Origin of the sequence: Zhongshania aliphaticivorans (genome assembly GCF_001586255.1) — a bacterium.
GTDB lineage: Bacteria > Pseudomonadota > Gammaproteobacteria > Pseudomonadales > Spongiibacteraceae > Spongiibacter > Spongiibacter aliphaticivorans.
The window spans coordinates 1,762,572-1,776,318 of record NZ_CP014544.1 but is presented as its reverse complement, the minus strand read 5'-3'; the positions used below and the strand labels follow the sequence as shown (position 1 = coordinate 1,776,318).

The 13,747-nt window shown below is 50.4% G+C and carries 15 protein-coding genes; 5 read left to right on the top strand and 10 right to left on the bottom strand.

The annotated features are described in order from the left end of the window. Positions 1 to 33: 33 nt before the first annotated feature. Together AZF00_RS07850 and AZF00_RS07845 are read right to left on the bottom strand one after the other, a co-directional pair. Complete coding sequence (locus AZF00_RS07850; RefSeq protein WP_008247641.1) at positions 34 to 777, bottom strand: S-methyl-5'-thioinosine phosphorylase; 744 nt, start codon at positions 775 to 777, stop codon at positions 34 to 36. Continuing rightward, positions 770 to 1,888, bottom strand: a complete 1,119-nt coding sequence (locus AZF00_RS07845) for a mechanosensitive ion channel family protein (protein WP_008247640.1) — start codon at positions 1,886 to 1,888, stop codon at positions 770 to 772. Before AZF00_RS07845 ends, AZF00_RS07850 begins: the two co-directional genes overlap by 8 nt. A gap of 255 nt (positions 1,889 to 2,143) precedes the next feature. On the opposite strand from AZF00_RS07845, the gene AZF00_RS07840 reads away from it, so the two are divergent. The 3 genes from AZF00_RS07840 to AZF00_RS07830 all read left to right on the top strand — a co-directional run bounded on the left by AZF00_RS07840 (position 2,144) and on the right by AZF00_RS07830 (position 3,734). Then, the gene (locus tag AZF00_RS07840; RefSeq protein ID WP_040802689.1) at positions 2,144 to 2,464 is read left to right on the top strand and encodes a DUF6763 family protein; all 321 of its coding nucleotides are present in this window, start codon (positions 2,144 to 2,146) and stop codon (positions 2,462 to 2,464) included. A gap of 245 nt (positions 2,465 to 2,709) precedes the next feature. After that, on the top strand, positions 2,710 to 3,312 hold the full coding sequence (gene lexA, locus AZF00_RS07835) for a transcriptional repressor LexA (RefSeq protein ID WP_008247638.1): 603 nt from the start codon (positions 2,710 to 2,712) through the stop codon (positions 3,310 to 3,312). Positions 3,313 to 3,317: 5 nt separating this feature from the next. Continuing rightward, positions 3,318 to 3,734: a SulA-like leucine-rich domain-containing protein gene (locus tag AZF00_RS07830; protein WP_008247637.1), complete on the top strand. Its 417-nt coding sequence runs from the start codon at positions 3,318 to 3,320 to the stop codon at positions 3,732 to 3,734. A gap of 48 nt (positions 3,735 to 3,782) precedes the next feature. On the opposite strand, the gene AZF00_RS07825 is transcribed toward AZF00_RS07830, so the two are convergent. From AZF00_RS07825 to AZF00_RS07805, 5 genes are all read right to left on the bottom strand, one after another. Further along, positions 3,783 to 4,046, bottom strand: a complete 264-nt coding sequence (locus AZF00_RS07825) for a hypothetical protein (RefSeq protein ID WP_008247636.1) — start codon at positions 4,044 to 4,046, stop codon at positions 3,783 to 3,785. A gap of 91 nt (positions 4,047 to 4,137) precedes the next feature. Beyond that, positions 4,138 to 4,623, bottom strand: coding sequence for a hypothetical protein (locus AZF00_RS07820; RefSeq protein ID WP_008247634.1), 486 nt, complete (start codon positions 4,621 to 4,623; stop codon positions 4,138 to 4,140). Then, positions 4,624 to 7,326 (bottom strand): type I DNA topoisomerase, encoded by a 2,703-nt coding sequence (gene topA / locus AZF00_RS07815; RefSeq protein WP_008247632.1) that lies wholly within the window; start codon positions 7,324 to 7,326, stop codon positions 4,624 to 4,626. It lies immediately after the preceding gene. A 117-nt stretch (positions 7,327 to 7,443) separates the two neighbouring features. Beyond that, positions 7,444 to 7,701: a DUF1653 domain-containing protein gene (locus AZF00_RS07810; RefSeq protein WP_008247630.1), complete on the bottom strand. Its 258-nt coding sequence runs from the start codon at positions 7,699 to 7,701 to the stop codon at positions 7,444 to 7,446. Next, positions 7,688 to 8,173, bottom strand: coding sequence for a hypothetical protein (locus tag AZF00_RS07805; RefSeq protein WP_008247629.1), 486 nt, complete (start codon positions 8,171 to 8,173; stop codon positions 7,688 to 7,690). The genes AZF00_RS07810 and AZF00_RS07805 overlap by 14 nt, the downstream gene beginning before the upstream one ends. Positions 8,174 to 8,257: 84 nt before the next feature. Here AZF00_RS07805 and AZF00_RS07800 point away from each other — a divergent pair, with 84 nt between their 5' ends. Continuing rightward, the gene (locus AZF00_RS07800) at positions 8,258 to 8,698 is read left to right on the top strand and encodes a universal stress protein (protein ID WP_008247627.1); all 441 of its coding nucleotides are present in this window, start codon (positions 8,258 to 8,260) and stop codon (positions 8,696 to 8,698) included. Positions 8,699 to 8,720: 22 nt separating this feature from the next. Here the strand turns inward: AZF00_RS07800 and AZF00_RS07795 are convergent, their stop codons facing one another. Continuing rightward, complete coding sequence (locus AZF00_RS07795) at positions 8,721 to 10,616, bottom strand: ATP-binding cassette domain-containing protein (protein ID WP_008247626.1); 1,896 nt, start codon at positions 10,614 to 10,616, stop codon at positions 8,721 to 8,723. 96 nt (positions 10,617 to 10,712) lie between these two features. Here AZF00_RS07795 and AZF00_RS07790 point away from each other — a divergent pair, with 96 nt between their 5' ends. Beyond that, positions 10,713 to 12,650, top strand: a complete 1,938-nt coding sequence (locus tag AZF00_RS07790) for a transglycosylase SLT domain-containing protein (RefSeq protein WP_008247625.1) — start codon at positions 10,713 to 10,715, stop codon at positions 12,648 to 12,650. Here the strand turns inward: AZF00_RS07790 and AZF00_RS07785 are convergent. Both AZF00_RS07785 and AZF00_RS07780 read right to left on the bottom strand, forming a co-directional pair. Next, a complete protein-coding gene (locus tag AZF00_RS07785) occupies positions 12,647 to 13,453 on the bottom strand; it encodes an MOSC domain-containing protein (protein WP_008247624.1) in 807 nt (268 codons plus the stop codon). The two genes, AZF00_RS07790 and AZF00_RS07785, sit on opposite strands and share 4 nt — an antisense overlap. After that, positions 13,450 to 13,722, bottom strand: coding sequence for a glutaredoxin family protein (locus AZF00_RS07780; RefSeq protein WP_008247623.1), 273 nt, complete (start codon positions 13,720 to 13,722; stop codon positions 13,450 to 13,452). Before AZF00_RS07780 ends, AZF00_RS07785 begins: the two co-directional genes overlap by 4 nt. Positions 13,723 to 13,747: the final 25 nt, after the last annotated feature.

Sequence of the window (13,747 nt, the reverse complement as noted above, 5' to 3'; positions counted from 1 at the left end):
GGAGCAATGCTCCGGTCATAAACTTAATAATAATCAATACTCGGCGATACAACGCGCCAGAATGGATTTGACCTGCACCATACCAGTATCGATAACAGCGCGGATATCTTCGATCGTAATCAGATTATCACTTAGCCCTGCGCCAGGGTTGACGACTAAGGATATCGACGCGTAGTCAATCCCAGCCTCTCTGGCTAAAGCCGCTTCAGGCATTGCGGTCATACCCACAATATCGTTGCCGTCTCTAGCAAGACGGCGTATTTCCGCTGCCGTTTCTAAACGCGGCCCCTGGGTCACGGCATAAACCCCGTAATCTTCAATGGCAATATTGGCATCAACCGCAGCATTCGCCAGACGAGAACGCAAATCCTGACTATAGGGAAAGCTAAAATCAATATGCTCTACTTTGCCATTTTCACCATCAAAAAAGGTGTGCTGGCGCCCCCAAGTGTAATCATTAATTTGATCTGGAATAGTAATAACACCCGCAACAAAGCGCTCGCTAATGCCCCCCACCGCATTGACCGCGATCAAAGCATCTACACCAGCTTGCTGCAGCGCGGCAATATTCGCGCGGTAGTTAATCGCATGTGGCGGTATTTCATGCCCGTGACCATGACGGGCAAGAAACAAAAACTCAGCAGACTCATAGCGTATCCGTTGAAGCAAGGCACTGGGTTCACCGTAGGGCGTCTCCAACGCGGTCTCTTCAAGCACCTCGGCACCAGGCCAGTCACATAATCCCGTTCCGCCAATAACCGCTATTGTTTTACCCATTTTTAAACTCCGCAGTGTGCCCTTGGGCGCTTTCTATTGTAATAGGATCAAGCTTAATAGTGGTTGTAGGAAAGGCCACGTCGCCACCAAGCTCATGAATGATATTTAGAATTTTCAGCAGTACATCTTGTTTAATTTTATGGTATTCAACCCAATTTGTGGTTTTGGTAAATGTATAAACAAAGAAATCTAAAGACGACGCGTTGTACGTATTGAAATTAACGATCAGAGTTTTACCTAAGTCGATATCGGCATGATCTTCTAACATCGCCCTAACCCGATTGATAATTTCCGGCAGACGCGCGGCATCTTCATAACGCACGCCAATCGTTTCATAAATACGGCGATTCAACATTCGCGACGGATTTTCTACCGAAATTTGCGCAAAAGTAGCATTAGGCACATACAAAGGACGCTGATCAAATGTACGAATTCGCGTTTGTCGCCAGCCGATATTTTCTACCGTGCCTTCAATATTTTTGTCGGGAGAGCGTATCCAGTCGCCCACCGAAAAAGGTCGATCTAAATACACCATTAGACCACCGAAAAAATTAGCCAGTAAATCTTTAGCGGCAAAACCCACCGCAATACCACCAATACCCCCGAAGGCCAAAACGCCGGAAATACTGTAGCCAAGATTTTGTAAAATCATAAGCCCAGAAACAATAATCACCGCAGTGCGCACTAATTTACCAAGCGCCATGACCGTTGTACGGTCAACTGCCTCGTCGCGAGCGGTGTATTCATCGGACAGCAAGCGCAGTTCAACCTGACGCACCAGCGCCACTAAAAACCACGCTAAAATCAATACCACACCAACCGCGCGCAGCGAGTCCAGTGCCGAAAAAATTTCCGCCTCCGTCGACCGACCAATAATTTCTAATACATGGCTCGCACCTACCGCCCAAACCATCAATACCGCCGGGCGCCGCGCTGCCTCCAACAAGGCATCATCCCAGAGGTTATGCGTTGTCGAAAATTTATGTGCTAAACGAGCCATTAATCTACTAACAATTAAATTTGCTACCAAAATAATCAGCACAACAATAAATACATCGCCCAACCACGGATATTGATCTGGCTGAAAACTGTCCCACCACTGCTTAAACATCACTGTAATCCGTCATCATTTCTATACAATTTCATTTCTAAGCCAGCTCGGCTTATACAAATGCACCATAAAAACCTTACTTATAAATAAATAAGCGGTTTAAAAAAAGAGGCTAGCCCACTGAATATACAGTGAATTGTCGTAAAGACCCACAGTCAGCAGCACGGACACCTTACTCGGCTAGCGAAAAATACCTACTAGACAGCATTTCCCTAAGTGTTAGTTTGAAGGCAGGCTTTAGCAGAGGTGGCAATCATGGCAAGACTAAGACCCCTAGTCGGTAAATGGTACAAGGATATGGAATCTGAGCAACTTTTTGAAGTTGTTGCTGTTGACGATGACAGCGACTCAGTTGAAGCACAATTAATTGATGGCGAATTATGCCAATACGACATGGAAAGCTGGCGACAATTAAGCTTAGAGCAAGTTGAAGAGCCAGAAGACTGGCGGAATGCTTTTGAATTGAGTGATGATGACTATCGTTTTCTCGACGACACAATGGTTCCCGAGAATTGGAATAACCCCTTATCCGAAATCGAAAGTGACGTAATTAACGGTCTACTCGACGAATACTAAAAGCAAATTCATGCTTTAGCCGCAAGCGTATAGCAAAAGGCCGCCCTAGGTGACTATGGGCGGCTTTTTTATGCCTTGCAAATGATGCGCGACGCACAAACGCATGCGCTCAAGCTAGAGAGCAAGTAAATGGCATCGGGAGTTAAATGCAAATCGCTTAGGTCAATTTTTCTGTCAAAGTCTTGCCATCCCAAAAACACTGTATATACTACCAGTACCTGTATAGATAAACAGATACTAAAATTATGGAAAAGCTAACTGCACGGCAAGCCCAAATTTTGCAACTAATCAAAGACCATATCGCCGACACCGGCTATCCGCCGACTCGCGCAGATATTGCCCGGGTACTCGGTTTCCGCTCGCCTAACGCCGCAGAAGAACACCTAAAAGCCCTCGCCCGCAAAGGCGCTATTGAGATTATTGCCGGCGCATCCAGAGGCATACGCCTACCCGAAAATTTAGGTATTCCTATTATAGGGCGTGTCGCCGCAGGTAACCCCATTCTGGCTGAAGCCAACATTGAAGATTACTGCGATATGCCCGCGTCAATTTTCTCTCCCAGCGCTGACTATTTCCTGCGAGTTAAGGGCGACAGCATGATCAACGTCGGAATTTTTGACGATGATCTTTTAGCAGTACACCGCTGCAGTGAAGCGCGCAACGGCCAAATAGTGGTCGCGCGGATCGACAATGAAGTCACCGTAAAACGCTTTCAGCAGCAAAAAAGCAAATACCACGTTTCTCTGATTGCAGAAAATCCAGACTACGAGCCTATTCAAGTAGATTTGCGAGAACAGGAATTTGCTATAGAAGGTTTAAGTGTTGGTGTACTAAGACGCGGGAGCTAAATGACATGACTTGTATAGAACAGATACCACTACACTACGCATCTGAGTCGGCTGTTGCCGCAGGCCAGATTACTGAAATCACTATGCACAGCGATGCACACCTATCCAAACCCTTATTGGCGGCCATGCTCATACAGCTCAGTGCTAATTCCGACCAACGCTGGCTATGCTGGGTTGCAGACCGCCCCTTAAAACCATTACTGAGTGCATCTAGCCATCAGCACGGTCAAAAAATTCTGCAGGTAGTGTCTAACAGCCAACGGGATTTGAGTGAAATTGCTATCCGCGCCCTTGAGCGTGGCAAAAGTCACACTGTAGCGATATTGCTAGAAAGACCACTGCGCGACGATGAACGTCGAGCACTGGCTACGGCAGCTAAGGCTGGTGCGGCAGAATGCTTAGTGATTCTGATGCAGGCCTAGAGTAGAAACTAAACGCGCTAAGCCACTATGACTGAGGCGTATAATCGTTTAATGGATAATTTTAGACTGTAATTCCGACTCATCTAAATCGGCTTCAGCCTCGTCGGCAAAGCCTTCATCAGCAGCGGCAATAGACACTGCCTCAATACCAGCCTGCACCATGGCGCGGGCAATTTCGAGACATGAGCCGTTAATATGCTCGCGGGTCTCCTCGGAAAAACGAATCGTCACCAAAGGGTTTTCATCACCTTCCGAGCGCTGTAAAACAACGTCACCGTTAGCAAGTTCAACCAATTCTAAATATGACAGCACAAAGGATTCCTTGATATTTCAAACGTCAACGCGACGCCGTTGACGGCATTGTATCAAACCTCGTCAGCCTGACGCCAATTGCAGGCCTAATTCAATACTCCATCAAGGTCGCGCGATGGCGGGCAATTGTCGATTTCAACTCGATAAGACAGTCGGCTAAATCAGGCTTCACTGCCGATTCCGACTGACCATCCCACGCTAAAACACCTTGTGGTGCACGATTAGTAGTGGCCGTTTGGACAAAGGGATAATTTATAATTGTCGCAAGCCAGCCTGGCTCAACTTCCCGCCCAGCCAACTCCTCGATCTCTGGTGGCAGCTCATCGGCCACCAGCGAGCGCGCATTAAACTGCCCCAGCGGCAATAACAGTCCAAACTTAGGCTGTTGATCAATGAGATCGGCAAGATGGCACTGGTAAGCCAGTAGAAGCTGCCATACCAGCGAATCCGCTATCGCTCGCTGAATATGTCCACCCCAATCACGCGGATCAGAGGCCTCTAGCTGGGCGAGGTACTGCTCAGCAAAGTAAATATGCAAATTGCACTGACCGCGATAACTTTCCTTTACACTAGCCAATTATTTGCTCGCCTTCGTCTTTTTAGCAGGCGCTTTCTTAGCCGCGGCCTTTGTTGAGGTCGCTTTTGCCGCCTTTTCGCGCACCACCCATTTATCGTTTTCGTAAAACGCCGCCCAGCCTGACGGTTTACCCTCGACCTCAGTCTGCACATACTGTTCTTTCGTTTTTCGGCTGTAGCGAATAACAGCATCTCGACCCGCGCTATCTTGAGCTGGCGCCTTGAACAAAAAGGCGTATTTCTCGTCAATTTCACTCTGATGAGGCAGTATTTCTTTAACCAGCGGCGCCCTAGTCTCCCGATTGCGGGGGAAGCCGCTTGCGGCCAAAAATAGCCCCGCCGCGCCGTCGCGAAGAATATAGTGGTCATCAACTTTTTCGCACTGCAACTCAGGCATAGGCACTGGATCCATCTTCGGCGGCGCGGCTTCACCACTGCGTAACAACTTGCGGGTGTTTTTACAGTCTTCACCGGTGCAGCCAAAATACTTACCAAAGCGACCGGTCTTGAGCTGCATATCTAGCCCACACTTGTCGCATTCAATGAGTGGGCCTTCATAGCCTTTCACTTTAAAGCTGCCCTGCTCTATCTCATGACCACTGCAATCGGGGTTATTGCCACAAATATGTAATTTCCGCGTGGCGTCGATAACGTAGCTTTCCATGGCGGTATTGCATATACCGCAGCGATGTTTGCTGCGCAGCACCTTAGACTCCGCCTCTTCGTCATCACTATCTATACTGACAAAGTCTTCGGCGGGCACCAAGTTTATGGTTTGTTTGCAACGCTCCTTCGGCGGCAATGCGTAACCGGAACAGCCTAGGAATACACCGGTGCTGGCGGTGCGAATCTGCATAGTTCGACCGCAATTCGGACATGGGATATCTGTCCCAGTCGGCACATTATTTCGCATGCCCGCATCTTCGGCTTCGGCAGCTTCAAGGGTTTTGCGAAACTCTGAATAAAACTCGTCGAGCAGTTTTTTCCAGTTTTTGTCACCCGCAGCCACTTCATCGAGCAGCTCTTCCATGCGCGCAGTGAAGCTGTAATCCAATAAATTGCTAAAGCTTTCTACGAGGCGATCGGTAACGATATCGCCCATTTTTTCAGCATAAAAGCGCCGATTATCGACCCGCACATAACCCCGATCTTGGATCGTAGAAATGATCGCGGCGTAAGTTGACGGTCGGCCAATCCCGCGTTTTTCCAATTCTTTAACCAGTGCAGCTTCAGAATAACGCGGCGATGGCTTGGTAAAATGCTGGCTAGGATCAACTTTAACAAGCTCAAGCCGGTCGCCCACTTTGACATCAGGCAGCTCTTGATCTTCTTCCTTTTTGCTCACATTCGGCGGCTGCACTTTCATAAAACCATCAAACAAAACCACACGGCCGCGAGTGCGCAATTCATAATCACCAGCCGTAACCACGACAGAGGTGCTGGTAAAGCTGGCAGACGCCATTTGACAGGCTACAAATTGCCGCCAAATCAATACATAAAGCCGCTCGGCGTCCCGCTCCATACCCGCCAATTGGGTCGGTTCAATATTCACATCGGAAGGCCGAATTGCTTCGTGAGCTTCTTGCGCCCCCTCCTTGCTCGAATACGACTTCGGAGCCTCGGGCAAATATGCCTTAGGGAAATTACTGCTGATATAGTCCCGGCAAGCCGCTACCGCGTCGACACTCAAATTCGTCGAATCGGTACGCATATAGGTGATGTAACCCGCCTCATAGAGTCGTTGCGCCATCATCATGGTTTTCTTAACACCAAAGCCTAGCCGTGTGCTCGCGGCCTGCTGCAGGGTCGAGGTGATATATGGCGCACTCGGGTGACTTTTTGTTGGCTTATCTTCACGCGCAGTGACCGTGTATTCAGCACTGCGTAAAGCCGCTGTTGCAGCCATGGCATCAGCTTCATTATCAGGACGAAAATTGGCGCCCGCCTGCTTTTTCACTTCAAGACGAAGCTGACCTGCAGCGGAGCTGTTGTCGGTATGAATTTGCCAGTATTCCTCGGGTATAAAGGCCCGAATTTCTTTTTCGCGGTCAACCACCAAGCGCACCGCAACCGACTGGACTCGGCCTGCAGAAAGGCCCCGCGCAATTTTTGCCCACAGCAATGGTGATACCATGTAGCCCACCACGCGATCTAAGAAACGGCGCGCTTGTTGGGCATTAACCCGATCAATATCCAGCTCGGTTGGCTTTTCAAATGCGGCCTGAATGGCCTTTTTGGTAATTTCATTAAACACCACACGCTTGTAACGGCTGGCGTCACCGCCAATAGCCTCGCGTAGATGCCAAGCTATAGCCTCTCCCTCGCGGTCCAAATCCGTTGCGAGGTAGATGGTGTCGGCATTTTCGGCCAATTTTTTCAGCTCGCTGACAACCTTTTCCTTGCCCGGCAAAATTTCGTAGTGCGCAGCCCAATCCTTTTCTGGATCAATACCCATGCGCGCAATAAGTTGCTGACGCGACTTCGCCTTTTTATGGATTTCTTTTTCTTCAGGCGCCATTTTACGTGTCAGCGCGGCGGCTTTAGCACGCTCTTTAGGGTCAACCGTGCTGGCTTTTGCACTACCACTGGTTGGCAGGTCACGAATATGGCCAATACTGGACTTGACGATGAACTCGGAGCCCAAATACTTGTTAATGGTCTTCGCCTTAGCTGGCGATTCCACAATAACCAAAGATTTGCCCATATTATCCTTCTGCGATTAAGGTAAGTGCATGACGCCTTAGCGGCGAGAGGCGACATATATAAGTGTTCATTTCGTCAGGGTCAAGGGGATAGCCATGGCTTTTTTATGTCAAGGGGTTCACACCAAGGCATCATTAGCGGGTTTGACCAGCTCAAAGCGAGGCAATGTTTTTCCTTTATATTCAACAAGTTCCGTAAACATCGCCAGGGGTCTAACCCAAAGTGCAGCAGCGCCGTAAAGCGGCCGATAAACAACCAGCAATTCTTCTGTCTCGCTGTGGGTTGCCACTTCGTATACTTGGTATTCACCCCCTTTATAGTGGCGATACAAGCCCTTCGGAATATCCGCAGGCGTCAAACTTTTATCTTGTGGCAATTTCCAGCTTTCCTTTTTCAATAATCGTGTTGAGACACAGGGCGATATCCGCCACAACCTTTTCATCTGCCTGACGTTCCCGCCAGTAAACATGGAGACCAATTGGCGTGAATTCAAGCATCGTTGCATCATTTGGTAGTAAATCGCGACATTCATTAATGAGCGTCAAGATTTCTGGGCTGCAGGGCTGCAGATCATCTTCCCCCTCAGGAATATCCAGCAGCCAGCACTTCCACGCCGGTAGCGGCTTTTTGTTGTGCACTGGGCGGGTATAACAAACACCAAAAACATCGTCCTCGCGCCGAACCCGCTCGCGGCGAGACTTTGGCATGGCAACAACTTTTACCGACAAGCCATGCGCACGAGCAGCAGCCCTCACTGCGGCCTGCTGGGATTGCCGCCGTGAAGGCAAAATCCACATGATTGGCGCCAACATAAAGCCAATTACTGCAAAGCCGATTAACCAGGCCATAAATTTCCTTTGGTAAATACTGGACAGTTGGCAGGCTTTATACCTTAATAAGCGAGTCAATTGCGAATATAGTTGGAGCCCAAAATGCCAAACTACCGGCGCATCCTAGCCGCGATAGATCTCTCAGATGAAGCCGACGCTGTACTAGAGCGGGCCGCAGGCATGGCGAGTCAACACGGCGCGGAGCTACATTTATTACACGTGGTAGAGCCGCTCAGTCTCGCCTACGGCGGCGACATTCCCATGGATTTCTCTGAAGTCCAGCAGCAACTGCAGCAACAGGCTGAGGCTGCCTTAGACAAGTTCGCGCAGCGTTTAAATATTGCCAAAAAACAATGCCATTTACTCACGGGCAGACCCGACGCACAGATTCATGACTTATGCGAAAGCCTAGGCGCCGACCTGATTATCGTCGGCAGCCATGGCCGCAAAGGCTTGGCACTGCTCTTGGGGTCCACCGCGAACGGCGTATTACATGGCGCCGAGTGCGACGTGCTCGCCGTGCGCGTTGGGCGCCAAGACTAAATAACGAGCCCTAAGGCGCTCACTACTCCGCCAGTTCGAGCCAGCGCTCCATACAGTGATCTAACTCCGCTTGCGTCGCTGTGATTTTATCCAAGACTTCGGCAATAACGCTGGGATCTTGCTGATAAAATCCCGCACTACCCGACTTCTCAGCGAGTTTTTCAAGACTTAGCTCTAAGTTTTCAATTTTACTTGGCAGTCCATCTAATTCGCGCTGGTCTTTGTAGCTAAGCTTGCGGGCTTTGGGGCTAGCCTTTGGCGTCGCCACAGCTTGAGCCGACGACGACGGTGACGGATTAGCCGGTGCCGCCTTTTGCTGTGCGAGCCTGCGCGACATATAAGAAGACACCTCGCTATAGCCACCAATATGCTCGCTGATGACGCCCTGGCCTTCAAATAACAAGCAGCTACTCGCCACACTATCGACAAACGAGCGATCGTGACTTACCAGCAGCACCGTACCGCTAAAATCAACCAAGAGGCTTTCGAGCAGCTCGAGGGTTTCCATGTCCAGATCGTTGGTTGGTTCATCCATTACCAGCACATTTGCTGGTTGACTAAACAAGCAGGCTAGCTGAACGCGGGCGCGCTCACCGCCAGATAAGACCCCAAAGTGGCTGCGCGCCCGCTCCGGGCTAAACAAGAAATCACCAAGGTAACTCATGATATGACGGTCTTTACCGTTGATGGTGACCGCATCACGGCCCTGCCCAACAATATCAACGACTCGCTGACTTTCATCTAAACGATCACGAAGCTGATCAAAATAGGCCACCTGCAGATTGGTACCGGCCTTCACGGTACCGGATTGCGCCTCTAGCTCCCCTAAAATCAAGCGCAGCAAAGTGGTTTTACCGGCGCCATTCGGACCGATAAGTGCCAACTTATCGCCGCGACAAACCAGCAGGGATAAATTATCCACGAGCAGTTTACCCGGCACCGAAAAGGATACATCGGTGAGTTCAGCAACAACCTTACCGGTACGATCTGCCTGATTGACGCTGAGATTGGCTGACCCAGACTGAACGCGGCGCCGCGACCGCTCAGAGCGCATACGTTCCAGGGCTCTAACACGCCCCTCATTCCGCGTGCGGCGCGCCTTAATACCTTGGCGAATCCACACTTCCTCTTGCGCTAAGCGCTTATCAAACAGGGCGTTATGCTCAGCCTCAATTTCGAGTGCATGTTCACGAAGTTCTAAGTAGCGAGTGTAATTGGTGTCGTAATTTGTCAGTATGCCGCGATCGAGTTCAACGATACGAGTAGCGAGCTTTTCAATTAAGGCCCTGTCGTGCGTAACAAACAACACGCAGCCCTGAAAGGACATTACACACTGCTCCAGCCACAATATACCATCCAGGTCCAAGTGGTTGGTCGGTTCGTCCAGCAGTAAAATGTCGGGATCGCAAACTAGAGCGCGAGCCAAGGCCACACGGCGCCGCCAGCCCCCAGACATGCTGCACACCTTGGCGTCGGCGTCTAATTCAAGGCGCGTTAAAATATTGTCGATTCGCTGCTGGAACGACCAGCCATCATTGGTCTCGATTTCCCGCTGCAAATGCTCGAGCTCTTTTAGCTCGGCGTCGCCCATATCACCGATAATAAGCTCATGATAACGGCGTAACACCTTACCCAAACCCGCAAGACCATCGGCGACTACGTCGTAAATAGTTTCATCTGGGGAGGCAAAATCCAGGGTTTGTTCCATACGCGCAATTTTAACGCCAGGCTGGCGCCAAACTTCACCAGCATCAACAGCGGCACTGCCTTCCACAATTCGCAGCAAAGTCGATTTTCCGCAACCGTTTCGTCCGAGCAAGCAAACTCTATCACCGGCTTCGAGTTGTAATTCGGCGTTATCCAGTACAATCTGTTGTCCAATACTATGCTGTAATTGTGTAGCACGTAACAAAGGCATATATTTGATCCAATATAGGGTCGGCAAAGGCTGTAAGGCCTCAGCAAAGTCTTTTAACTCATCGAAAATTCACACGTCATGCAAGGCTGCAGGGATATGAACCGCTTTTTTACACTCTTGGTCGTACTGGCAATCCAGGCGACAACCGTTATTGCCGATCCCGCGACGGATAACAGCAGGAGATTATACCGCGAAGCACTCACTGAAATCAGCCGTGGCCGCATAGCCAATGCCGAAAAGCTGACCCCACAGCTCAGCAATTACGCTTTATACCCCTATTTAGAGCTGGAATTACTCAAAGCTCAGATAAACCAGGTCTCACAACAAACAATTGACGTTTATCTACAGCAGTATGGTGACACCATTACCGGGCAGCGCATCAGGCTAACATGGCTTAATAAATTACTGCGTAATCGCAACTGGACGCTTTACACCCAGTACTACCAAAAAAGTTCATCAATCCAAAACCGCTGCCACTACGCCCATGCACTACGTCAAATTGGCAAACAGAGCGAGGCCAACGTCGCAGTGAGCGAACTTTGGAGCACACCCTACTCGCTCCCCAAAGAATGCGATACCCCGATCAAAGAGTGGCTGAGCACCCTCAGCCCCGCCCAAACTGAACAGCAGTATTGGCACCGCGCCAATTTGGCCCTTAGCAGCGGGCAAACGGATATGGCCTTTTATCTGCTCAGCAAGGTGAAAGGCAGCGATACCTATGTCGAAATTTTGCGCAACCCCAATTTACTCTTTAGTAAAGGACTTACATTAAGCCCCAATGATCGCAGCCGCGACATCGCCGTGCATACCTTAAAACGCCTCGCTAAAGGTGACTTTGAACGCACTAACACCTTGTGGCAGCAATTAGACCGCCAGCTAAAATTCACGCCAAGCCAGAATTATGCCCTGCGCGACAGCATGGCGCGTCAGATTATTGCCAGCGACGCGGACTACACCCGCGACTGGGTTATGGCCACCGACCCCAACTATGAAGACCCCTACCTTACCGAGTGGCGGATTAGACTCGCCCTAAAAGATGGTGACTGGGCCGCCGTTCAACATATTGCGCAATTTCTACCTGAAGATAAAAAGCAGAAGGCAGACTGGCGCTACTGGGCTGCCAGAGCGGATATTGAGCTGCGCGGCGAACTCACCGTTAGCACCCAATTAGCCCTGCAAAAACTCGCGGCAGAACGTGGCTACTATAGTTTTTTAGCAGCGGATATTCTTAACGAAGATTATCAGCTAAGCGCTAGCCGCACTTTAGACCCCGCATTAATTAGCGAGGTTGAACAACACAGCGCCATTGCCCGGGCGCGTGAGCTCTACCTGCTCGGTGACACCGGCACCTCAAACCTTGAGTGGGCTTATGCGATGCGAAGCTTAAATAAGGCAGAGCAAGTCGCAGCGGCGCAACTGGCACTGAACTGGGGCTGGCATTACCAGTCAATCATGACGGCTTTGAAGGCCGACGCGTGGGATGATTTAGAGCTCCGCTTCCCAACGCCCCACCAAGACAATTTTCGCAAGGTTGCCAAGCGCGAAAAAATCCAGCTTAAATGGATTTACGCTATCGCCCGTCAAGAAAGTGCCTTCGCGCCCGCCGCCAACTCACCGGTTGGCGCTCGCGGACTCATGCAATTAATGCCCGGCACAGCCAAACTCGTCGCCAAACAAATGGGACTGCCCAGCCCGAAAACTGAAGATCTACTCACTCCAGAAAAGAACATCGCGATGGGCGGCTTTTACCTCGGCCAATTACTGGAGCAGTTCGGCGGCAATCGCATATTGGCAACCGCGGCCTACAACGCCGGCCCCGGTCGTATTGAACGTGTCTTATTACGCCAAACCAAAGATATGCCCGCCGACATATGGATAGAGAACCTACCTTACGGCGAAACCCGTGAGTACATTAAAAACGTATTGGCCTTCAGTGTGATCTACGCCGCCAAACTTGATTTAGAGCGACCACTACTAGCTCGAGAAGAGCGCCAGATCGGGCCAAAAAACAGCGCTACCGCACTGAAAAACTAGTTTAATGCTAGCACTTCCACCGCGTCGCCGAGCTTAATCTCACCCTCGCCGCGGTGGATCATATTTTGCCCAAAATAAACATCATCTCCGCGCTGGCGGTGGGTTTTTAACAATCGGAACACATCCGGCTCTCGCGAGGCATCATCCAGATTCACCGTCGGAATTGCACATCGCGCGCAAGGTTTCACCACATCAAACTCAATACCACCCACTCGAATCCGCCGCCAATCGTCCTCCGCGAACGGCGCCGCGCCTGAAATAACAATATTGGGACGAAAACGCTGCATATCCAAGTTACGGCCAAGCCCAGAACTGAGTTGCTGCAAAGACGCTTCATTACAAAGTAAAAAGGGAAAGCCATCGGCAAAACCGAGTCTGTCACCACGTTCGGCAAACCGCAGATCTACCTGGCGGTAGCTATAATCTGGCATATAACAAAGCCGCAATGAAACACCAAGCTGGTCACTTAGCCACGCTGCCGCCGCATCACCGGCGTCTAGCGCAGTGCAGTAATCTTCCCAAACGCCGACTTGTCGCTCCTTTTCGCTACCCGCGAGGCAAACCTCAATCGCCTCAGCAGGGGCGTCCAAATGCCACAGACAGATATCATTACCTCGATAGCTCGCGCCAATTCGACACATCTGCGGAAGCTGGCGCTGAGTCATAAACCGACCATTGTCGTCCACCACCATCCAGCGCCGATCACGGTCTGGCCCCCAACTCGTTATACGGGTACTCTCTTGATCGTGTCCGCGCAGCGACTTAACGGGATAGGAATAAAGCGCAGAAACTACAATACTCATCCCGCCACCTCCTCACTGGCAAATGCCAAGACCGCCGCTCCGTCAAACGGCCAGCGCAACTCAACGCCACTGCCTGCGCGCGTCAACACCGGAATAGACAGTGCATAGCGCTCAAGCAATTTATCATCGTCAGCGATATCAACAACTTCAATCTGCCAATCGTAACCCTGCGCCAAAAGCTCACTTAAAACGGCTTCAGCCAATTCACACAGATGGCACGCAGAGGTGCCATACAGTACAAAAGGCGTCACCGACGCCTGCGCGTCCATGCTAATACTCCTCAATTGATATAAG